The sequence below is a fragment of the Propionimicrobium lymphophilum DSM 4903 genome (assembly GCF_000423485.1).
GTDB classification, from domain to species: Bacteria; Actinomycetota; Actinomycetes; order Propionibacteriales; family Propionibacteriaceae; genus Propionimicrobium; species Propionimicrobium lymphophilum.
This window is the reverse complement of record NZ_AUIB01000001.1, coordinates 288,070-310,576: the sequence shown is the minus strand read 5'-3', so window position 1 is coordinate 310,576 and position 22,507 is coordinate 288,070. Positions and strand designations below refer to the sequence as shown.

15 protein-coding genes and 1 pseudogene are annotated in these 22,507 nt (G+C 55.0%); 8 read left to right on the top strand and 8 right to left on the bottom strand.

Annotated features, from left to right (window positions below):
* Window positions 1-38: 38 nt before the first annotated feature.
* From G556_RS0101335 to dtd, 3 genes and pseudogenes are all read right to left on the bottom strand, one after another.
* On the bottom strand, window positions 39-2,174 hold the full coding sequence (locus G556_RS0101335; protein ID WP_267878589.1) for an RNA degradosome polyphosphate kinase: 2,136 nt from the start codon (window positions 2,172-2,174) through the stop codon (window positions 39-41).
* 30 nt (window positions 2,175-2,204) lie between these two features.
* Window positions 2,205-3,056 (bottom strand): annotated as a pseudogene (mshD, locus tag G556_RS11655) (mycothiol synthase); the annotation flags it as partial.
* Between the two features lie 69 nt (window positions 3,057-3,125).
* Complete coding sequence (gene dtd, locus G556_RS0101330; RefSeq protein ID WP_028821484.1) at window positions 3,126-3,572, bottom strand: D-aminoacyl-tRNA deacylase; 447 nt, start codon at window positions 3,570-3,572, stop codon at window positions 3,126-3,128.
* Between the two features lie 147 nt (window positions 3,573-3,719).
* On the opposite strand from dtd, the gene G556_RS0101320 reads away from it, so the two are divergent.
* From G556_RS0101320 to G556_RS0101290, 7 genes are all read left to right on the top strand, one after another.
* Window positions 3,720-4,214: a heme-binding beta-barrel domain-containing protein gene (locus G556_RS0101320; RefSeq protein WP_028821483.1), complete on the top strand. Its 495-nt coding sequence runs from the start codon at window positions 3,720-3,722 to the stop codon at window positions 4,212-4,214.
* Window positions 4,211-5,155, top strand: a complete 945-nt coding sequence (ygfZ, locus tag G556_RS0101315; RefSeq protein WP_028821482.1) for a CAF17-like 4Fe-4S cluster assembly/insertion protein YgfZ — start codon at window positions 4,211-4,213, stop codon at window positions 5,153-5,155. The genes G556_RS0101320 and ygfZ overlap by 4 nt, the downstream gene beginning before the upstream one ends.
* Window positions 5,156-5,517: 362 nt before the next feature.
* Window positions 5,518-5,739 carry a type II toxin-antitoxin system RelB family antitoxin gene (relB, locus tag G556_RS0101310; RefSeq protein ID WP_028821481.1) on the top strand — a complete coding sequence of 74 codons (222 nt, stop codon included), beginning with the start codon at window positions 5,518-5,520 and terminating at the stop codon, window positions 5,737-5,739.
* The gene (locus G556_RS0101305; RefSeq protein WP_028821480.1) at window positions 5,736-6,002 is read left to right on the top strand and encodes a type II toxin-antitoxin system RelE family toxin; all 267 of its coding nucleotides are present in this window, start codon (window positions 5,736-5,738) and stop codon (window positions 6,000-6,002) included. The genes relB and G556_RS0101305 overlap by 4 nt, the downstream gene beginning before the upstream one ends.
* 385 nt (window positions 6,003-6,387) lie before the next feature.
* Window positions 6,388-7,947, top strand: a complete 1,560-nt coding sequence (locus G556_RS0101300; protein WP_028821479.1) for a type I restriction-modification system subunit M — start codon at window positions 6,388-6,390, stop codon at window positions 7,945-7,947.
* The gene (locus G556_RS0101295) at window positions 7,944-9,149 is read left to right on the top strand and encodes a restriction endonuclease subunit S (protein ID WP_028821478.1); all 1,206 of its coding nucleotides are present in this window, start codon (window positions 7,944-7,946) and stop codon (window positions 9,147-9,149) included. Before G556_RS0101300 ends, G556_RS0101295 begins: the two co-directional genes overlap by 4 nt.
* A complete protein-coding gene (locus G556_RS0101290; protein ID WP_028821477.1) occupies window positions 9,146-12,148 on the top strand; it encodes a type I restriction endonuclease subunit R in 3,003 nt (1,000 codons plus the stop codon). The genes G556_RS0101295 and G556_RS0101290 overlap by 4 nt, the downstream gene beginning before the upstream one ends.
* Window positions 12,149-12,573: 425 nt before the next feature.
* Here G556_RS0101290 and G556_RS0101285 read toward each other — a convergent pair whose 3' ends face one another.
* From G556_RS0101285 to G556_RS0101270, 4 genes are all read right to left on the bottom strand, one after another.
* A complete protein-coding gene (locus G556_RS0101285; protein ID WP_028821476.1) occupies window positions 12,574-13,635 on the bottom strand; it encodes an NAD(P)H-dependent glycerol-3-phosphate dehydrogenase in 1,062 nt (353 codons plus the stop codon).
* A 27-nt stretch (window positions 13,636-13,662) separates the two neighbouring features.
* The gene (locus tag G556_RS0101280; RefSeq protein ID WP_028821475.1) at window positions 13,663-14,361 is read right to left on the bottom strand and encodes an L-ribulose-5-phosphate 4-epimerase; all 699 of its coding nucleotides are present in this window, start codon (window positions 14,359-14,361) and stop codon (window positions 13,663-13,665) included.
* A 3-nt stretch (window positions 14,362-14,364) separates the two neighbouring features.
* Complete coding sequence (locus G556_RS0101275) at window positions 14,365-16,032, bottom strand: ribulokinase (RefSeq protein WP_028821474.1); 1,668 nt, start codon at window positions 16,030-16,032, stop codon at window positions 14,365-14,367.
* 380 nt (window positions 16,033-16,412) lie between these two features.
* Window positions 16,413-16,868 (bottom strand): DIP1984 family protein, encoded by a 456-nt coding sequence (locus G556_RS0101270; protein WP_024111472.1) that lies wholly within the window; start codon window positions 16,866-16,868, stop codon window positions 16,413-16,415.
* A 241-nt stretch (window positions 16,869-17,109) separates the two neighbouring features.
* Here G556_RS0101270 and G556_RS10895 point away from each other — a divergent pair, with 241 nt between their 5' ends.
* The gene (locus tag G556_RS10895) at window positions 17,110-20,712 is read left to right on the top strand and encodes a hypothetical protein (RefSeq protein ID WP_155941709.1); all 3,603 of its coding nucleotides are present in this window, start codon (window positions 17,110-17,112) and stop codon (window positions 20,710-20,712) included.
* A 62-nt stretch (window positions 20,713-20,774) separates the two neighbouring features.
* Here the strand turns inward: G556_RS10895 and G556_RS0101260 are convergent, their stop codons facing one another.
* Window positions 20,775-22,505: an ABC transporter ATP-binding protein gene (locus G556_RS0101260; protein WP_028821472.1), complete on the bottom strand. Its 1,731-nt coding sequence runs from the start codon at window positions 22,503-22,505 to the stop codon at window positions 20,775-20,777.
* Between the last annotated feature and the right edge of the window lie 2 nt (window positions 22,506-22,507).

Genomic DNA, 22,507 nt, shown 5'->3' with positions numbered 1-22,507 from the left:
TTCTTCACCCTTCTGCTGTTATTCCTGTTTACCCGAATCTACTTTTTGCGACGCGTGCGGGCTGTGGTCTGCTGAATCAGGTAGTCCTGGATGTGCAGCTTGGGGGTGCCGTCTTCCTTGTAGATATTCACCTCGTAGTCCTGATCGTGCAGGCGCCACTGGACGGTGTTCTCGTCGAAGGCGACGTTAAGCATGTCGTCGATCTGGGCGATATGCCGCGGGTTGCTGATACCGACGATCGCCTCGACTCGGCGGTCTAGGTTGCGGTGCATCAGGTCAGCGGAACCGATGCCCACGATCGGCGTACCGCCATTCTCGAACCAGTAGATTCGCGAGTGCTCCAGGTAGCGGCCAAGCACCGAGATGATCTGAATGTTTTCGCTTAAGCCAGGCACCCCTGGACGAACCGCACAGATGCCGCGCACCCACATCTGCACTTTGACGCCCGCCTGCGAAGCTCGATAGAGCGCATCGGTGATTGCCTCGTCAACGATCGAGTTGACCTTGATTCGGATGCGGGCGGGCTTGCCCGCCAATGCGTTGGCGGTTTCGCCGTTAATGCGTTCGATGAGCCCGGTGCGGATGCCCTCGGGCGCCACCATCAGCCTGCGGTAGTGGTTCTCCTGCGTCATGCCGGACAGATGGTTGAACAGCCTAGCCACGTCGTCGGTGATGATCGGGTTGCAGGTCAGAAGACCCATGTCTTCATACTGGCGGGCCGTCTTGGAGTTGTAGTTTCCGGTGCCGATGTGGGCGTAGCGACGCAGGCCGTGCTTGCCTTCGTCACGAACGATGAGCATCAGCTTGCAGTGTGTCTTGAGGCCGACCATGCCGTAGACGACGTGGACGCCGTACTTCTCGAGCTTGCGCGCCCAGGCGATGTTGGCCTGCTCATCGAAGCGGGCTTTAATCTCCACCACAGCGAGCACCTGTTTGCCGGCCTTCGCAGCTTCGATCAGGGCGTCAATGATGGGTGAATCTCCGCTGGTGCGATACAGCGTCTGCTTGATCGCAAGCACCTTCGGGTCGCTTGCGGCCTGCTCGATCAGCCTCTCGACGGAGGTCGCGAACGAGTCGTACGGGTGGTGCAGCAGCACGTCGTGCTTGCGGATCTGCGTGAAGATATCGGCCGGGTTGCTGGTCTCGATTTCGGCCAGATCTGGGTGCGTCTTAGGCAAGAATCCGGGGTATTTGAGGTCTTCGCGGTCGATGCCGTGTATATCGCCCAGGCCCGTCATGTCTAGGGGCGCAGGCAGCTTGAAGACTTCTTTTTCTGAGACGTCGAGGGCTCGAACCAGCATGTCTAGCATTTTCTCGTCGATGTCGTCTTCAACCTCAAGCCTGACCGGCGGACGGCCAACCTTGCGCCGCAGCAACTCCTTCTCCAGCGCGGTGAGGATGTTCTCGGCGTCGTCTTCTTCCATCTCGACGTCCTCGTTACGAGTGACGCGGAACGTGACGCAGTGCATGATCTCCATGCCGCCGAAAATCAGACTGAGGTGGTGGCTGATGAGCTCCTCGAGTGGCAGGAAGCGTCCTGGCGTCACCTGCATGAATCGGTCGATGATGGCCGGCACTTTGATTCGGGCGAACTGTTCGCTACCGGTTTCAGGGTTGCGAAGCAGGATTCCGAGGTTCAGCGAAAGGCCGGAAATGTACGGGAACGGGTGGCTCTGGTCGACGGCCAGCGGGGTGAGGATCGGGAAGATCCGCTCGGTAAATACCGTTTGCATCTCGTCTTGTTCCTCTAGGGTCAGGTCGTCCCAGCCGATGATGTGGATGCCTTCTTCGGCAAGCTGCGGGCGAAGCTCCTCGTTGAAAACTCGAGCCTGCTCGGAGACCAGCTCGTGCGTGCGACGAAGGATGGCGTCGTACAAGTCTCTCGGCGTGATGCCAGCTGCGGACTTGACGGCAACCCCCGCGTCGATTCGGCGCTTCAGGCCGGCGACGCGAACCATGAAAAATTCGTCCAGGTTGGAGCTGAAGATACCGCAGAACTGGACACGTTCCAGAAGCGGTGTGCGCGGGGCATCCTTAGCCAAATCGAGCACACGGTTGTTGAACTCCAGCCAGCTCAATTCGCGGTCGGTGTAGCGGTTGTCGGGCAGGTCTTTATTCAGCGGATCGTCGCTCACGCTTTCGCCTTCCGTTCTTGCATCGTCGCTTAAAAGTATTGGTTTCTCGGACGCTGAGTACGAGGTGTCAACGTTCAGAGTGTCGAAACCCGAGTTTCTATAGAGGGTGACGACGCGGTCGTTGGCCGCCTCGACAAATAATTTAGCTGTTTTAGCTCCGCGAGAAATCATGTGACGTAAGCCGGACAGCAGAAGCGCCCTGCCGAGCCCCTTGCCTTCGTGCTCAGGGGCGACGCCGATGACGTAAACCTCGGCCTCTTCCGGGCTTTCCGGCTCGATCTTGATCCAGTGGAAACCGACCAGCTGACCGCTGGCGTCTCGCGCAACGAGCAGGCTTTCCGGCTTGAACCAGTCCTCGGAGAAGCGGCTGCGGAAGTCCGTCTCCGTCATCGCGCCCTGTTCCGGGTGGTCCTTGAAGGCCTCGGCATTTACCTTGACCAACCTGTTGATGTCGGTGTTCTTGTAGGTGTCGATGGCGAAGCCTTCGGGCGCCTGGAAGTCCGGCACCTCGTTTAGCTCGCGGCCCATGAGCAGCAGCTGACGGGTCTGCTCGAAACCGAAACGCTCCGCGAGCTTGCGGGCGGGTTCGAGCGTGCTGAAAGACCAGCAGGTTGCCGGAGAGTAGCGAACGATCAGTTGATTGAGCAGCTGCGTGCCCAGGCCCTTGCCGCGATGCTCTGGGGAGATGAAGAATTGCGCTGAGGCGTCTCGCGGGTCGAACTGCGCGTAACCAACTAGGGCGCGGTCTTCGTCATCGAGTGCCAAAAGGTGACGGGCCCTAGACCAGTCGGAAGTTATCGCCAACTGGGCAGCCTCGTTGAGCGGGCTGGCGCCGTCGGCCTGCTTGACCTGGCCCGCCATCTGCAAAATTTTTGTGGGATAGTCCCCGGCTAGAAAACCCGTATGCTCAATAACGATCACGCCCTTAACGCTACGTCATTTCGCCGGATTCTAAACTCCCGAACGCATAATTGGTGTTGCCCGTTTCCGCTACTTTGCGCTTCCCCAATCCGCTGAATCGAGGATTATCGTCACGGGCCCGTCGTTGACTAGGGAGACCTGCATTTCTGCCCCGAACTTTCCGGTCTCGACGTGCGCGCCCAGCCCGCGCAGGTCCTCAACGAACTGGTTGAAAAGAGGCTCGCTGATTTCGCCGGGGGCTGCCTGGTTCCAAGACGGGCGCCTGCCCTTTCGGGTGTTTGCGTAGAGGGTGAACTGGCTGACCGCGAGGACGGGCGCGTCGACGTCAGACGCAGACACTTCGCCTTCGAGGATGCGCAGTTTCCAGATTTTCTCGGCCATGCGCCTGGTCAGTTCTGGGGTGTCGTCGTGGGTGACGCCAACCAGCAGAACCAGGCCTGGCGAATCGATTTTGCCGACGATTTCGCCGTCGATGCTTACATTTGCGCTTTTGGCGCGCTGCAGAACAACTCTCACACTTTTAGCTTAGGCCCGGGCAGGTAATGTTTATTGCATGGCTTCATTCATCGTTGGGCTAATCGCAGCGTCATGCGCGGCCGCGGGCGCCTTGGCGGTGGTAGTTCAAATTGTTCGCAAGGCTTCGGTCGAAAAGTAGGAGTAAGAATGGCGTTCACGATTCCAAGCGATCTAAACCCGGCGCTAATGCCGCTGGCGTGGATGATCGGCACCTGGCGCGGCAATGGTCACGGCAATTGGCCCGGCCAGGGCGAGTTTGAGTATGGCATCCAGGTTGAGTTTGCCGACAACGGTTCAGGCTATCTGCACTACCTTGCCCAGACCTACGAGACTGATGAGGACGGTAATCCGGTTAAACCGCTTTCCATGGAGACTGGTTTTTGGCGAGCGAACGAGAAGGATCTTGAGGTTGTGCTTGCTGCCCCAGAGGGTCGCGCGGAGGTTTGGGCCGGAAAAATTGACGGCGCGAAGATCGAGCTGACTACCGATCTTGTCGCATCCACCAGCACGTCCAAGCCCGAGGTTACCGGCGGCCAGCGCCTTTACGGCCAGGTTGAGGGTGACCTGCTGTGGACGTATGACCGTGCCACTACCGACGACAAGCTACAGCCCTATATGTGGGCTAGGTTGCAGCGGGCATGATCGAGGTTGAGCATGGCCCAGATAAAGGGCTGGCCTGGCATTTCGGTGATCCACTGCGTGAACAGCGCGAGTTGTTGGACGGGCGCGGGGTTGTTGATCTCGGTAACGGCTTAGGTGGCCGCTGCGTCCTAGAGCTGAGTGGGCTGGCGCGTTGTAGCTGGCTGTCTGGGCTTTCTACCGACACATTTGATGAAGGCAGACAGGCTGGTGCGCTGATTTTAGACGGCAATGGCCACGTGTTGCACCGGCTACACGTCGTTGATGATGGCGAAACAGCATTCGTTTGGGCTGATCAGACGGGTTCCTTGCTTGAGTTTCTTCAGCGCATGAAGTTCTGGACGAAGGTCGAGATTTCAGTAAGCAAACGTCATGCTTTCTTCGTGGGCAACGATGAAGAAGCGCTCGGCCCCGAAATCGATTACGGCATCAAGGGCGGCCGCATCGTGCTGGCTTTTCCTGATGCCTACTTCCCTAATGCTGGCGTCTGGGCTTTTGAGGCGCTACGCATAGATGCCGGCCTGCCGCGCATCGGCGCCGACACCGATGATAAGACCATCCCCAACGAGCTGGGACTTTACGCTACCAAGCTAGACAAGGGCTGCTACCCCGGCCAAGAAACCGTCGCGAGGGTGCACAATGTTGGCCGCCCGCCGCGACGCATGATTCGCCTGTTAATTGATGGTAGCGAAAACCGGTTGCCCGAACTGGGCGCGCCAATTTTTCTGCACGGCAGCGAGAAGCCGGTTGGTTTTGTTGGCGCTAGCGAGCAGCACTGGGAGCTAGGCCCGATCGCACTTGGTTTAATTAAGCGCTCGACTCCGGTGGAGGCACAGCTAACTGTTGATGGCATAGCAGCTAGTCAAGAGGTGCTGGTGGATCCGGAGATTGGCATCCACTTCAAGGCTCCTAAGCTGGGTGGGCGGGGCAAGTCTCTGCTATAGAGCTATTTGAGCGACGAAGGTTGCTCGTAGCTCACCGGCTCTAGCAACTCGTTCGAAGTGTCGGTTGCGGACGCCCCGAGCTACCAGATAGACCATCACAGAGAGGACTCGGACGTTGAGGTCTGCGCGCTGATAGTGGTGGCGCTGTAAAGCATTGTGGCGCAGGGTTACCAACTGGAAAGTATTGCGACCTGCTCGAAAAATTAGAGCAGTTCTTAGCTTTACTAAGTCAAACTTCGATCTAGGAAGTATCCGCAACCGAAGCCTCAGAGCCATCGAAGCGAGCTTTAAGTTTTTAATCAGGCAAAGCAGATAGCCAGACGTAGTTCTTTGTACTACACTTTTATGTGGAGGTGTTGTCCATGGCTTTTTCGATCCGCCTAACTGATGAGGAAAAATCACTTGCCACCAGTTACGCGAAACTGCATCGACTCTCGCTAGGTGAGGCTTTTAAGCGAGCTCTTTTTGAACGCATTGAGGACGAGTATGACTTTGCCATCGCCGAGCAAGCACGAGACGAATATGAGCGGGACGGGAAAGTCAGCCGCCCGATCAGCGAATTTTGGGATGAGCTGGAGTTGTGAGCTGGAACGTCGAGTCCGCTCGTAGTTTCGAGCGTGAGTTCAAAAAACTTGATAAATACACCCAGCGCATGATCAAGGGCTGGATTGATAAGAATCTTGTTAGAACTCAGGATCCTCGCCAGCACGGCAAGGCGCTTACCGCAAATCTTTCAGGGCTGTGGCGATATCGCATAGGCGGCTATCGATTGATTTGCGAGATTGTTGATGAGCGCCTGGTGATTCTTGCTCTTAGCATGGGGCATCGACGCCAGATATATAAATGAACTTGCTGAAGGCAAGGTCTTGCTGACAAGACCTTCACAAACAGCCATTCCCCTTGCCAAAATTTGAGACCTAAACTTTCGCACCAATAATGGTGGTGCCGCGAAAATTGCAGCATAGGGTTTTAAGCGTGCTGATCTGGGAACTATTGAAAAAATTCCGATGGTTCAATGTGCAGGTGACGAGCTTGAATGAAAGCGCGAAATAACTATCCGGAAAATCCGGATAGTTGATTTTTTATCACTGCATTCAGCTATAAAATTGCTAAGCCAATATCTCTACCAAAAAATGTCAGTGACGATCTTTACGCTTATTCTGGTTGGGTCTGAGCTAGAAAATCAGATTCACCGATAAACTTAGTTGGCGTACCTACACCTGGAGGGTTTCATGGCAGCATCGCAGCAGCGCGCTAATCTTCACCGCACTATCTGGCGGGTCGCTAACGATTTACGTGGCAGCGTCGATGGTTGGGATTTCAAGGCCTACGTGCTGGGCATGTTGTTTTACCGATTCATTTCGGAGCACATCACCACCTGGGTTAACGAGGGTGAGGCTGAATATGGCAACGCCGGCTTCGACTACGCACAGATTTCCGACGACATGGCCGAACAAGTTCGCAACGACGCGGTCAACACCCTTGGCTTCTTTATTCTGCCGTCAGAACTTTTCGAGAACGTGCGTCGCAGCGCCCCGCGCGACCTCAACCTGAACGAGACCTTGGCCAGGGTGTTTGCGAACATTGAGGCTTCGGCTATCGGCAGTGAGTCCGAAAACGACATGAAGGGCCTATTCGACGACATCAATGTCAACAGCGCCCGCCTGGGTAACTCGATTGAGCAGCGCAACGACAAGCTAGTCAAACTGCTGGATGCTATTGGAGATTTAGAGTTCGGCAACTACCAGGACGCCGACATCGACACGTTCGGCGACGCCTACGAATATTTGATGACCATGTATGCCTCGTCGGCAGGCAAGTCGGGTGGCGAGTTCTTCACCCCGCAGGACGTCTCGGAGCTGATCGCGCGCATTACCGTGTTAGGCAAAAAGCGCGTCTCCCGCGTGTATGACCCTGCTTGCGGCAGTGGGTCGCTACTTCTCAAGTTCGCGAAGGTGCTGGGCCGCGAGAACGTGGACGAGGGTTTCTTTGGCCAAGAGATCAACCTGACCACCTATAACCTTTGCCGCATCAACATGTTTTTGCACGGCATCAACTTCTCAAAATTCAACATCGCCCTGGGTGATACGCTCACCGACCCGGCACATTGGGACTACGAGCCGTTTGAGGCGATCGTGTCGAATCCACCCTATTCTACGCGCTGGGTTGGCTCCGATTCGCCCACCCTGATTAACGATGAGCGCTTCTCCCCTGCCGGCGTGCTGGCGCCGAAGGGCAAGGCCGATCTGGCGTTCACCATGCACATCCTGTCGTGGCTGGCCGAGGACGGCACGGCGGCCATCGTTCAGTTCCCCGGCGTGCTTTACCGTGGCGGCGCCGAGAAGAAGATCCGCAAATACCTGGTAGACAACAACTATGTAGACGCCGTGATCCAGCTGCCCGTCGACCTTTTCTATGGCACGACCATCGGCACCTGCGTACTGGTGTTAAAGAAGTCAAAGAAGGACTCGAACGTTCTGTTCATCGACGCCTCGCAGCTTTTCGAACGCTCAGGCACGAAGAACCAGATAACCGAAACCCACCGCAACCAGATCATCGACGCATACGCTAAACGCGAAAACCTCACTCATTTCGCCCAGCTGGTGGCAATCGAGGACATCGCCGAGGCCGACTACAACATGTCGGTATCCAGCCACGTCGAGCCGGAAGACACCCGCGAGGTCATCAACATCACCGAGCTAAACAAAGAGATCGAGCAGATCGTTACCCGCCAAGCTAAGTTGCGTAAAGCCATCGACGCGATCGTGGCAGAACTGGAGGGCGTGAAATGAGCCGGATTGATGAGCTGATCCGGGAGCTTTGCCCGGATGGTGTTGAACATTCCCCAATGGGCGAAGTGGGTGTTTTCGAACGTGGCACGGGACTTCAAAAGAAACAGCTTGTTAATGCAGGCGTACCAGCGATTCATTATGGTCAGATATACACGCAATATAGCTACGCAATAAAGCACACAACAAGTTACGTTTCCGAGACAGATTCGTTGAAGCTAAAACACGCATCCCCAGGCGATGTATTAATAGCAACAACAAGCGAGAACGATGAAGATCTTTGCAAAGCAGTAGCATGGTTAGGAAAAGAAAAATTAGCCTTTAGTGGCGACTGCTGCAGTTTTTCTTCATCTTTGAACGCGCAATTCGTATCTTACTTTTTTGGTTCAGCACAATTTCACAAAGCAAAGCAAAAATTTATTACTGGAACAAAAGTTAGAAGAGTTTCTCCTACTGCTCTTGAGAAAATCGAAATTCCAGTTCCACCACTCCCCGTCCAGGACGAGATTGTCCGAATTTTGGATTCATTTACGCAGCTAGAAGCGGAGCTAGAAGCTCGTCGCAAGCAGTACGAGTACTACCGCGACTCGCTTTTGAGCTTTGAAAATCTTGAAGCCCGTCTAGGGGGGGGTATTAGGCTAATGCCGCTTGGCGAAGTAGGCACTGTGAGAATGTGCAAACGAGTACTGAAAAATCAAACAGAAAAAAGTGGCGACGTCCCATTCTTCAAGATCGGTACTTTCGGTAAAAAAGCTGACGCTTACATCAGTAAAGAGCTTTATCATAAACTAAAAAATGATTTCTCTTTTCCGAAAAAATGTTCCATTTTAATCTCTGCTTCAGGAACTATTGGAAATACTGTTATCTATGATGGCAAGCCTGCCTATTTCCAAGATTCTAATATAGTTTGGCTAGAGCATGACGAATCACTAGTTATAAATAAATTTCTCTATTACATCTACCAAGCCAAACCTTGGATAGTTCCTCAAGGCGGAACGATAAAACGTCTTTACAATGAGATAATTTTGAATACAAAAATCCCTATTCCACCACTCTCCGAGCAGGAACGCATCGTCTCTGTCCTCGACAAGTTCGATGCGCTAACCACCGACCTGTCCTCTGGCCTTCCCGCCGAAATCCAGGCGCGTCGTAAACAGTATGAGTATTACCGTGATCGTCTTCTAACTTTCGAGGAGGCGAAGTGAGCAGCACGTATCTTCCTATTGCCGCTGGGCCGGATGCCACAGTCGTGGCTGAATATGAGATTCCTGAGCGCAAAGAAAAGGCTTACCAGTCTGAGGCAGACCTCGAGAACGCGTTGATTGCCCAACTTCGCAAGCAGGAATACGAGTTCCTGCCCATCAAAACCGAGGATGATCTGGTAGCAAACCTTCGCCGCCAACTCGAGGCCCTGAACGACATCCAGTTCACTGAAACCGAGTGGACACGCTTCTTCAAAGGTCAGCTAGCTAACCCATCCCAGGGCATCCTGGATAAAACCGCGATCATTCAGGCCACGCCCGCCGCCCTGGTGCTCGAACGCGAAGACGGCACCCAAAAGAACATTCATCTGATCGATAAGAAAAATATTCACCGCAACCGGCTGCAGGTGATTAACCAGTACGAGGTCGAGGGCAATTACAAGAACCGCTACGACGTCACCATATTGGTAAACGGCCTACCGATGGCTCACATCGAACTGAAACGACGCGGAGTTGCCCTGCGCGAAGCCTTCAACCAGATCAACCGCTACCAGCGCGACAGCTTCTGGGCTGGGTCTGGGCTATTCCAGTATGCGCAGCTATTTATTATCTCCAACGGCACTCATACCAAGTACTACTCCAACACCACCAGAGCCCAGCACACCAGCGGAACCAAAAATCGAGGCCGCTCCGGGTCGGCAAGTTACGAGTTCACATCGTGGTGGACGGACTCGCATAACCACCACATCACCGATCTGATGGACTTCGCCAAGACGTTCCTTTCCAAGCGGACGCTGCTGAACGTCATCATCAAATACTGCGTGTTCACTTCCGACCAGGCGCTAATGGTGCTGCGCCCCTACCAGATCGTCGCCGCCGAACGAATCATCAACCGCATCCAACTGGCCACCAACTACAAGAAACTGGGCTGCATCGAAGCCGGCGGCTACATCTGGCACACCACCGGCTCAGGCAAGACGCTGACCAGCTTCAAAACCGCACAGCTCGCCACCCAGCTCGAGGGCATCGACAAGGTGCTGTTCGTCGTTGACCGCAAAGACCTGGACTTCCAAACCAAGAAAGAATACGAGAAGTTCCAGAAAGGCGCGGTCAGCTCAAACAAGTCCACGAAAGAACTGCGCGAGCAGCTCAGCAACCCTGACTCCAAGATCGTCATCACCACGATTCAGAAGCTCTCAAACTTCGTAAAGACCACAAAGTCGCACGCCATCTACGATGCACACGTCGTGATCATCTTCGACGAATGTCACCGCAGCCAATTTGGCGACATGCACAAGGCAATCACCAAAGCCTTCCGCAAATACCACCTGTTCGGCTTCACCGGCACACCTATCTTCAACGAAAACAAGAACGCCGGCTCGGCAGTCATTCGCACCACCCCGCAGGTGTTCGGCGACAGGCTGCATTCCTACACCATCTCCGACGCCATCGCCGACGAAAACGTGCTGCCGTTTCGCATCGACTACGTCAACACCATCAAGGCAAAAGACGACCTGGAATACGAAGAAGTGTCGTCCATCGCCACTGAGAAAGCCCTGCTGGATAGGCGCAGGATCGCCATGGTGGTCTCTTACGTTCTCAACCACTTCGACCAGAAAACCAAACGCAACTCAAACTACGTTCTCAAAGACAAACGGGTGCGCGGCTTCAACTCGATCTTCGCGACGGCCTCGGTGGACGCCGCAAAGACCTACTACCTGGAATTCGCCGACCAGCAACGAGACATCAAAGACCCGACGAAGCGGCTGAAAATCGCCACGATCTTCACGTATGCGCCCAACTCCGATCAATACAGCGAAGGCCTGCTGCCCGAAGAAGAGTTCGACACCGACTCACTCAACCAGATCGACCGGCTTTTCCTCGACAGGGCGATCAACGACTACAACGCCATGTTCGGCACCAGCTTCGACACTTCCGCGCAAGGCTTCAGCAACTACTACGACGACGTCACCATGCGCATGAAATCGCGCGAACTAGACATGGTTATCGTCGTTAACATGCTGCTCACCGGCTTCGACGCGCCGACGCTGAACACGTTGTGGGTAGACAAATTCATGCACCACCACGGGCTGCTGCAGGCATTCTCGAGGACGAACCGCATCCTCAACTCGGTGAAGACATACGGCAATATCGTGTCGTTCAGAAACCTCGAGGACGAAACCAACGAAGCAATCGCTTTATTCGGCAATAAACAGGCCGACAGCATCACGATCCTGCAGCCATTTAGTCATTACTTCGACGAATACCTGACCAAACTGGACGACCTGGGCAAGTGGACACCCGGCCAGATGATTACCAGCGAGGCCGAGAAAGACGAATTCATCCGGATATTCGGCGAACTGCTTCGGCTGCGAAACATCCTGACGGCATTCGACGAATTCGAAGACGCCGATCCGCTACCCGCCCGCGATCTGCAGGACTACCAGTCCACTTACCTCGACCTATACCGCGACCGCCGCAATCAGACTCAAGGCGAGCCGGAAGAAATCAACGACGACCTCACCTTCGAGATCGAGTTGATGAAGCAAGTCGAGGTTAACGTCGACTACATTCTCATGCTGGTCGAGAAATACCGCGACGAGCACGAAGAGAAATCGAAGGAAGAAGTGCGCGAAGAAATTCGCCGCACGGTCAAGTCCAGCCCCACGCTGCAAAACAAGATCGACCTCATCGAAAGGTTCGTCGACTCGGTTTCCGCCACCGGCGATATCAACGAGGAATGGAAGCAGTACCTGGACGAGCGGAAAGCCGAAGAGATCAGCAAGATGGTGCAGAAGGAGAGGCTCAAGCAGCCCGAAACCGACCAATTCATCGAAACGATGTTCCGACTTGGCAGGCTACAGACGTCCGGCACTGACATCGACAAGATGCTGCCTGCTGGCTCCCGTTTCGACTCCGGGCCAAACAGCCGCCTGAGCCGCAAGAAGCGCGTCATCGGCTGGTTGACGGACTTCTTCGACCGTTTCCACGTGCTGGGATAAAGCTCGTTAACGCCTTAGTTCTGAGAAGTTTTCGGATAATCCGTTAGAAACTTTTCAGCAGCTAAAACAGTGAGATTTTCCGCTCTGCCGCGGCCCGGTAACAGAAACTACAGGAAACCATTGGCCCAACCGTGCGAGGTATTCACTAGCGATCCGCGGAATCACAACCACACCTTCTTACCGAATCATTGCAGCAACTTGTACCAAATCTTTGCAGTAGAACTAACCAAATCATTGCACTACCTTCAATTCGCAGAAAACCTCACGGCCAATGCGCATGGGAGAATTACTGCGTTACTCTTCTAGGATCGGCGCAGATTACGCCTCAAGGCTGTTAGAGACTTGCGGGACATTCGACCAGAAAAATTTATGCAAAAAAGTGGCTGCCTCCCGAGGAAGGCAGCCACACAGTATTTAAAACCCTGCTATTTCAGGTCCGCAAAGAACTCATCCCACGGCATTTCCAGCGGGTGGTCCTCCTCGACAACCGAATACAGGAAGCGGCACAGCGGGAAATCCTCTTCCTTGATCACGCCACGCTTGGTCAGCGCACGCAGTGCCTTACCAACCACTGAAATAGCTGCGACGCCCTCAAGCGTCACGCCCTTCATGTGGACGCTACGCACCTCAGAGAACGGCACGCCCTGACCGACGAAAGTGCCGGCCTTCACGTTACGTCCGCCCATGGAGGTGACGAACATGTCGCCAACGCCACCCAGGCCGATGCCCGTATTCGGATCGCCGCCCATCAGCTTGATGAACTGGATCAGCTCCTTAGCACCCTGAGCAAACACGGCCGAGGAGTAGTTGTACATGACGTACTTGTCGTTCTCCTTGCCTGCCGCCTTAAGCATGCCCTTGGCGAAACCGGCAGCGAACGCGTAGATGTTCTTAGTTGCAGCGCCAGTCTCGTGGCCAACGAAGTCCAACGAAGTCCACACGTGGTAGTAATCCGTGCGGAACATGTCAGCCAGATAATCCAGATCGTCCTGATCGTGGCCGCAGAACACGACGCAAGTGTCGTGGTGAACGGCAACCTCGCCAGCAATCGACGGGCCAACAACCGCGTTCCAAGAAACCTGATCTACAAGTTCCTTGGGTAGCGCGTTCTGGATAATGGTTAGCAGCAGATGCAAAGTGCCGTCCTCGTCTGCGCGCATGCCCTTCGTCACGCAAAGCAGCTTCTGACCCGGCTTAAGCAGGGTCTTGAACTGCTCAGCGATCCACTCGATACCGAACGAGTTAACGCCACACATGACGACGTCCGCACCCTCAAACGCCTCGGCAGCGTCCTCGAGCTGGTAAGCCTTGATGCCCTCGTTGACCTTCAGGCCAAGATTCGGGTGCACCCCGGTCTTCTGGATTGAATCGATGATCTCGCGGTCAAGATGCGTGCCGACAAGGCGAACCTCGTGGCCGTTCTCAGTGACCGGGAACGACAGAGCGGTGGCCATAATTCCACTGCCCAAGACAACCATCGTTGCCATAACAAATCCTTCCTATTGATTGAAGCTTTAGTTCTGGCCGTAGACGTTTTGGTAGCGTTCCCAGAGCTTGTCGATGGCCTCGGACTCAACCGGCACCACCTCGCCCAGGGAATTAGCGATCGCCACGGTCTTGGCGACCTCTTCCACCATCACCGCCGCCTTCACGGCTGCGGTTGCGTGCTGGCCCACAGTGAACGGGCCGTGGTTTGCCATCAGCACAGCTGGGGACCGCGAAGACTTGAGCGTCTCGACGATTCCCCTGCCAATCGAGTCGTCACCGATGATCGCGAACGGCCCAACGGGAATCTCGCCGCCGAACTCATCGGCGATCATAGTAAGCACGCATGGGATCGGCTTGCGCACGGCAGAAAAAGCGGTGGCGTACGGCGAGTGTGTGTGCACAACCCCGCCCACCTCGCTCATGTGACGGTAGACGTATGCGTGAGCGGCAGTGTCCGACGACGGGTTCAGACCCTTCGAGGTGTCGTCGTCGATCTTGTTGCCGTCAAGGTCACAGACCACCATCTTGCCGGGCTCTAGCTCGTCGTAGCGCACACCCGAAGGCTTGATGACGAACAGGTCCTCGCCCTCAACGCGCTCGGAGACATTGCCCGCCGTCCATACAACCAACTGGTTTGCCGGCAGTTCGGCGTGCAGCTTTGCCACCTTCTCGCGAGTCCACTGAATGCGGTCGCGGATATCGGACGAAAAATCAGAAATGTGCATTTACTACTTCTTTTCCTTCTGCTCGCTCTGGAATGCCTTCATCCTTGCCATGATGTCAGTCTCGCCACGCCCGAAGTGATCGTGCAGTTCCTTGTAGAAGCTGAAGACCACGTCATACTCCTTGGAGCTGGGCTCGTTCGGCTTGTACTTGTACTGCTCGGTCTGTGCCATTGCCTCAGCAGCTTCGAATACCGATGGGTAGATACCGGCGGCAGTGGCAGCGAAGACGCAAGCACCCAAGGAGCCAGTCTGCGGAGCCGTCGAAATCGTGATCGGCTTGCGGGTGATGTCCGCGAGCATCTGCATGTAGAACTCGTTCTTCAGCAGACCACCTGCGGCAACAATCTCGTCGATCTTGACGCCGTACTGCTCAAAGTTTTCGATAATCACGCGCGCACCGAAGCAGGTCGATTCGAGTAGTGCTCGGTAGATCTCTTCCGGTTTTGTAATTAGGGTCAAGCCCATGATCGTGCCCGAAAGGCGCGAATCGGAAAGAATTGAACGGTTGCCGTTATGCCAATCCAGCGCTACTAGACCGTGTTCGCCAATCTTCTGCTGCATGGCTAGTTCGCAAAGCAGCTCGTGGACGGAAACGCCCTTCTCCTTGGCGAGATCCTCGTACCTTACAGGGATGCAGTTCTCGGTGTACCACGCGAAAATGTCGCCAACTGCCGTCTGGCCTGCCTCGTAACCCCAGGCACCGTCAACAGCGCCACCATCAACAACACCGAAGGTGCCAGGCACCTCGTGCAATTCCTTATCGTTAACTACGTAGCAACTGGAGGTGCCCATGATGGCGGTCAACTGACCAGGCTTGACGGCGTTAGCACCAGCAACAACAACGTGCGCGTCAATATTGCCAGAAGCGACTGCGATTCCTTCAGGCAGCCCCAGAATTGCTGCAGGTTCGCTATGCAAACCACCAACTTTGGCTCCCAACGGCAGAATCGGGCCAGACATCTTGTCCTCGAAAACAGTGCCGAAGCCCTTAGAAACCGATTCCAGGTATTCGTGCGAGGGGTAATGGCCATCCTGGTACATGCGCTTGTAGCCAGAGTCGCCAGCCGCGTAAGTCAATTTTCCTGTCAACTTCCAGGTCAGCCAGTCCATCATGTTGACGAAGTAAGAAGCTCCGTCGTAAACATCGCGGGCCTTCTCGTAGGTCTCCAGGACCTTCGGCAGCAGCAGCTCGGAAGAAAGGACCCCACCGTAACGTGCCAGCCAAGGCTCGTTACGTTCCTTAGCGGCGGCAACCAGGCGGTCCGCCTGCTCCTGCGCACCGTGGTGCTTCCACAGCTTGATCCAAGAATGCGGATTATTCGCATACTTGGGTTTCTTGCAAAGCGGCACGCCGTATTTGTCCGTTACCAAGACGGTTGCCGACGTGCAGTCCACGCCAATTCCGACCACACTAGTGGGGTCGATTCCGGCGTCCTTGACGGCTCCAATAACTACACGGCGAAGAACGTACTCATAATCGCCCGGATCCTGCAGCGCGTAGCCAGGCGGCAGCGCCTGGCCATCAGCGCTATCCAACGTCTCGTCCATGACGCCGTGCGGATACTCGGCAACAGCAGTGCCAAGCATTTCACCGTTGTCTGCGCGAACCACAACAGCACGCCCAGATAGTGTTCCAAAGTCAATACCGACTAGATACTTAGTTTCTGGCATCTTCGCCTTTTCGTACTCGGTTCCTCAATACGAGAAGTTTTCGCTAGTTAACAAAGCAATGACCCAGCCCTTCCTTGAGCTGAATCACTTATGCTCTACAACTTTACACGAATCTGTTTTCGCCATAGCTGACTCTTCAATCTAAAAGCTAAAAAGACAGGTCCCCGAGCCCACCCTCGCCTCGCGATTTTCAGCGTCCGGTAGTAAATCAATAAGCCATGCCACGCTCTCGCGTAGTGCTCTTGTGCGCCGTGCATAGGCCCTGAGTGATTTCGGGCGGCTTGAACGCCCTAGTCCGGGCCTATGTCGGACTGCCATGTGGCCGAAGCCGTCGGCCGCGGTGACGCTCGCCAAAATCGCGAAACTACCAACAAGTCTTTTTAGTTAAGTTCGGTCAGCCAGTTCAGCTGCTGGATTTTCGTGTCCAGAAGGCGATATTCTTTCGCCGCCTCATCGGCCTGGGCGCGCAGCTTGGGCACGTCCACGGAAGAGACATAACGCACCTCGGAGCGCGAATAGACGTCTTGACGGGTGCTCGCAGCGTCAGCCGTCTCGGCGAGCAGACGCCTGCGCATCAGAGCGACGTCCCGAGCAGCTATCGCGTCGGTTAGCGTGCGGGTCTCGTCGAACTTCGTCACAGAGTTAGTGGCGTTAATTCTGCAGATTAGTTCTTCGAGTTGACGCATCAGCTCTTCGCTTTCTGAAAGCAGCTTGGCCGGATCTTCGTCGGGCCTCTCCCCTTCTTGGACGCGGGCCACCTTCAGCAACCTGCCCTTAAGGGAAGTCAGCCTGCGTTGGATATCGGCGCGCATTGCAAGCGCTTCGGCTAATAACATGCGCCAAGTTTATCTATGAGCAAAAGCACCAGCGTAAAAACCACAAAGTAACCGGTCTGAGCTCAGATTGCCCGGAAAGCAGCTAAACAATGGGGGTGCAACAATCTCGAAAAGGCACTCTGACATAATTCTTAGTGACGCTTAGCGCGTCTATTTGTCATTTTGAGGAACGAGGCCGTTCTTTATCAGTGGCCTCGAATACTCTCATATTTGTTTAAGAAATTGAATGAAGGGGAAGAAAATGGCGAAGCCTGACAACGCAGTTTCCAAATTTTCTATCACGGCTTTAGCAGCCGGAATCGCCGCCACGAGCGCTTTCACTGGGGCCGCTACTAGCTTCGCGGAAGATACCGCGCCTGCCACCAACGATTCGCAGGTAAAACCAGCCAAGGACGGCCACGAGGCTAGAGAGCTTGTCGACGCCGACGCTAAGGCGCAGCAGGCCGCTGAGACCGAGGCCAAAGCCCAGAAAGCCGCAGACGATGCCACCGCTGCCGAGCAGGCAGCGGCTAAAGAGGCAAAGGCAGCTAAGCAGGCCGCTGTCGACTCCGTAAACGAGGCTAAGAAGAGCACGGAAGCTGACGCAGTCGCTGCAGAAACCGCAGCAGCCGAGGCAGACAAGGCTAAGGAAACCGCGGACGCCGATGCCGCTAAGGCCGACGAGAACGTCACCTCCGCCACCACCGCAAAGGAAGATGCCGATAAGGCTCTGGCCGATGCTCCGGCTCCGGATCAGGCAGCTTTCGATAAGGCCAAGCAGGACGCCGCGCAGGCCAAAGCCGGGCTTGATGAAGCCGCCTCCGCCAAGACGAAGGCTGACGCCGACACTAAAGCCGCCCAGCAGGCTCTGACCGTAGCAAACGAGGCAAAGACCAAGGCTGACGCCGATGTGGTCAACGCAACCAAGGCAAGCGAAGACGCAGCCGAGGCCCAGGACAAAGCAGAACAAGCAGTTAAAGAAGCTCAGGCAAAAGTTGATGCCACTTCAGGAGAGAGCGACGAGATCGTCCAAAGAGCTGAGGCGGCCCTAGATACAGCAAAGAACGAGCTGCAAACAGCACAAGCCAAAAAGGCCGCAGCTGACAATACTCTCGCCGTCGCTGAGGTAAAAGCTAAAGAAACAGCAGCTAGTGCAGCCGAGAAACAGCAGGCGGCCGAACGTGCAGATGTCCTTAAACAGGCCGCTGAAAAGGCGTTAGGCGAAGCTCAACAAGACAAAGAAGCTGCTGAAATTGCCGCTGAAACTGCCCAGCAGAAGCTGAAAAAGGCTAAAGAAAACCAGCAACAAGCTGAAGCTGCTGTTAATGCGGCACAAGAACAGATTAATTCTGCAAAAGACAAGGTGGAAAAGGCCACCACAGCCAAGACTCAAGCAGAAGCTAAGGTTTCCGCTGCCGAACAGGCTCTAGCCGAGGCTAAGAAGAACGCTGGCCCAGGTCACACTTTTAAGGAAGGCTCGCGCGGCTTCTTTGAGAGTGTTGGAGCAACTGACGCGGTAAAGATTCTAGATTCTGACACCTATGGCCCAAATACGGTTGGTAAAACTGATTCGTACAAGACGTCAACGTATGGCACAAATAACGCTCCGGTGAACGAAGTAGGTAACCCCGTTTACGGCAAAACTTTCACCGGCTATAACGATTCAACTGACGCAACCAACGCCACCAATCTGGACAATATGAAGGCCTCTTTCCAGTGGATTAGAGAAGGCAATAGACTACGCGCTTTGCACGGCCTAGCCCCACTGAAAGTAAGCCACACGTTGATGGCAATAGCCCAGTCGAGCACAAACCTTTCGGTAAAATTATTCAAAGCTGGAGCTGGCACTCCTCACTCTAACCATCTTGATGTTGGCGAAAACGTGAGCATGGCTGCAAACACAAAAATGCCAAATCCATTTGGCGACCAGTCCATAGCGGGAACCAGCAAAGAGCGTTTCGATGGTGGAAGCACTGGCTACAATAACGGCTGGTATTGGGGTGAAAAACGCAATCTTGAGGAAAACAATGGTGGCCAAACCGGCCATTACGAGACAATCATCGATCAAAATAGCGGAGCAAAATTTGTCGCGACAGGTCTAGCTATCGCTCAAGATGGCCCCTTCGGTGCTCATTTAGCCATGTATCCAGGGCTCAACCAGTGGACAACAAATCAGATTTTCGTCCAGAAAAAGGGCGCTGGCTTTTGGGATTTAGAAGGCGATGAGACTCTTTACGATGTCGACGAGTACGAAGCTATCTTCGACAAGTACTACAACGCGGTAAAGAGCGGTAACGCTTCAACTACTGATCCTGCGGTTGTTAAAGCTCAGCAGGATCTTGATACAGCGCGGCAGACAGCAAAACAAGCCCAGCAAGACCTTGATGACGCTAACGCTGAGCTGACCAACACTAATAAGACATTTACCGAGGCGCTCAACGCTAAGACGCAAAAAGCTGCAGCCGTCGCTGCTGCCCAGGAAGAAGCTAATACCAAAGCCCAAGCTCTGCAGAGTGCTATAACAGACCTGGCCAGCAAGACAAATGATGCCAAAGTAACAGCTGAGCAAGCAGCTCGGCTCAACGATGAAGCTAAAACTGCTAAACAACTAGCCGATAGTGCTAAGCAGGCAGAAACCGAAGAACGGGCTAAAGTCGCTAAGCTAGCCGTCGAAGTTGCCAATAAGCAAGCTATCGTTGAGCAAAAACAAAAAAACCTTGAAGCTGCTGTCTCAGGCACTGCTGCGGCACAAGCAGTTGCAGAGCTGAAGAAAGCGAAAGCGGATCTTGAAGTCAAGAAAACAGAAAAAGCTGCAGCCGATGAAAAATTAGCACAAGCCACTGCAACAGCAGGAGCCGCCACTACCAAGGCTGCGGATGCACAGACCAAACTTGACCAAGCAAACATCGCTAAGCAGACCGCCCAAGATGAGCTTGCTACAGCTACTCAAGCTGATAATCAGGCCAAAGAGGCTCTGCGCGTAATTGCAGAGCAAGAGACCAAGTATCAGCAGGCCAAGAAAAACGCCGATAAGGCTGCCACTGACCTAGAAAAAGCCAACGATGCTAAGCGTGCCGCTGACGACATAGCCACCAAGGCCGCAGAAAAGGCAACCACGGCAGAAACTACGGCTAAAGCCAAACGCGCACTGGCAGAAAAGGTCAACTCTATTGATCCGGCTATCGGCCTAACCGAACAACAGGCTGCTGATGGCGACCTAGCCAAGCTAGGTGAAAAGTTTGCCGTTGCAAAGCAAAAAGCTGAGCTTCTAGCAGCCAAGGCTGTTGCTACTCAAAAGGCACAGACTGCTCTCAATTCAGCAATCACAAAACTTGCTGGCGCCAAGTCCACTCAGGCTAAGGCCAAGGAAGCCTGGCTGGCCGTTGCCAAAGTCACCACTACGCCAAGCTCGGAGTATGCGGGCATTAATGTCAGGGTAACCGGTTATGGCTTCTTACCTGGCGAAGAGGTGCGGCTGGAGTTCCACTCTGTGATTGTTCAGTTAGGTAGCACTACTGCAGACGGGCAAGGCGCAATTGCTGAGCCAATCACTGTTCCGGCTGGTGCTACAGCTGGTCAACACAAAGTAGTTGCTACCGGCCAAACCAGTGGCTTGACGCTTAACGTAGACGTCAATGTAAAAGCTAACTCGAATGCTTCTAACCAGCAGCAGCCAAAACGTGCGGCAGACGCAAACGCTTCCGAAAAACAAGGCACGAAGCATGCGGAGAACACCAAGGCCAAGCGAGCTGGGCGTGGCCTACCGGATACCGGCACCGCAGGTAGTTTGCCGTTCGCTGAGCTGGCGCTGCTTGGCCTGATCGTCCCTGCGGTTGCGGTCGCCATTAGGCGTCGTGACAACTAATTTTTCATAACAAAGCGGGGTGCGGCCGGCAGATAATCCAGCCGCACCCCGCTTTTTATTTTCTAGTTTTTGATACTCCAAGATGCGTTAGACGCCGCCTCAAGGAAGTCACGGAACGGTCCTGGGATAACAGCCAACTGCGAGGGCGAACCAACCTGGGCCACGTGGGCGCCATTCTCGCCGGGCTGCAAGAACACAACCTGATCGGCGTCTCGGATCGTAGATAGCCGGTGTGCAACGACGATCACCGTTCGCCCGGCTGAAAGCTCGCTGACCACCTTCGTGATCGCCGATTCATTTTCGCTATCGAGCGCGGAGGTGATCTCGTCGAGCAGCAGAATCGGTGCGTCTTTCAGGAATGCCCGCGCAATTGCGACGCGCTGGCGTTCGCCTCCCGAAAGGCTCAACCCAGCAGGGCCGACATTCGTTTCCCAGCCATTGGGCAGTGCATCAATAACCCGATCTAGCTGGGCGCGCCGAGCAGCCACTTCCAATTCGCCGTCGGTGGCATCGGGCTTGGCCAGGCGCAGGTTTTCCCTAATGGTTGTGTCGAAGAGATAAACGTCTTGGAACACCAATGATATGGACGCCATCAGCTCCTTTGTTGGGATGTTTCTGACGTCCACTCCCCCGATCTTCACCGACCCCGAATCGACGTCCCAGAACCTGGCTGCCAGCCGAAGGACGGTTGATTTACCGGCCCCCGACGGTCCGACGAGGGCCGTGACTTTGCCCTGCTGTGCGCGTAGCTCGACGCCGCCTAAAACTCTGCGCTCGGAGCCGTAGCCGAATGTCACACCGTCGAAGACGATCTCTTGGCCCTTCGTAACCTGAGCTTCGTCCCGATCAGGTTCGGGCAATGGCCGAGCGTCCAAAATCTCGCACACCGAACGCACGGCCACCTCGGCGTTATTGAGCTCCGTGGACAACAGTGCGGCCTCGGTGAGCGGCAGCAACATCCGCGCGCTGATAGCCAACACCACCAGAAAACTGATCGGGTCTAGGTGATAACCACTGACCATCGAAACGCCCAGGCACAGCACGCAGGCGAATGCCAGGTTAACCACCAGGCTGAACCCCTGGGCGGGCCGGCCCTTGATTCTCAAGCCCGATAGCGTGGCGCGGCTGTCCGCATCGAGCGCCTGCACCACAGGCTCCCAATTCATCACTCGACCGGTGGCTCGCAAAACTGGTTGCAGTCGGGCGAACTCAATCAGGCGGCCAGCCACCAACCGCGATGTTCGGTCCTCCAGCTCATTAGCCCTGGTGGTAGCGGCCGACATCTTGCGCCAAATCAGGTAGAGCGGGACGATCACCGCGGCCATTATCAAAGCAAGCGGCCAAGACACGAAGGCCGTGGCCACCAGCACCACCAGAGGCGTGATGAAGGCGTTGCACAGGCTCGGAATAACCAACGAGGCCAAGTGTGAAAGCGTGTTAACCTCTTTCGAGTTGGCGTTTGCCACGGCTGCCTCGCGTTGGGCGTTGAACCAGCCGAGCGGCAGCGCCAGGACGTGTTCGGCGAGGCTCGAAATCATCGAGTCGCAGATCACGTACACGCTGACCCGATAGGACAAGAACATGGCCACGGCGTCGATAACGAAGGTGACGATGCCCAACGCAACCACCACTATCAGCCAGGTTTGACTCTGGTCTGAGCGGGAATAGAAGGAGCGCAGGAACGGGATCATCGCGGCCAGCGTGAGACCCTGAAGGATGGCCGAAGCCACGAACCAGGCAATATTCGAACGTAATTTGCCCGCATCAACGATTCGAATCATTAACTTCCACATGT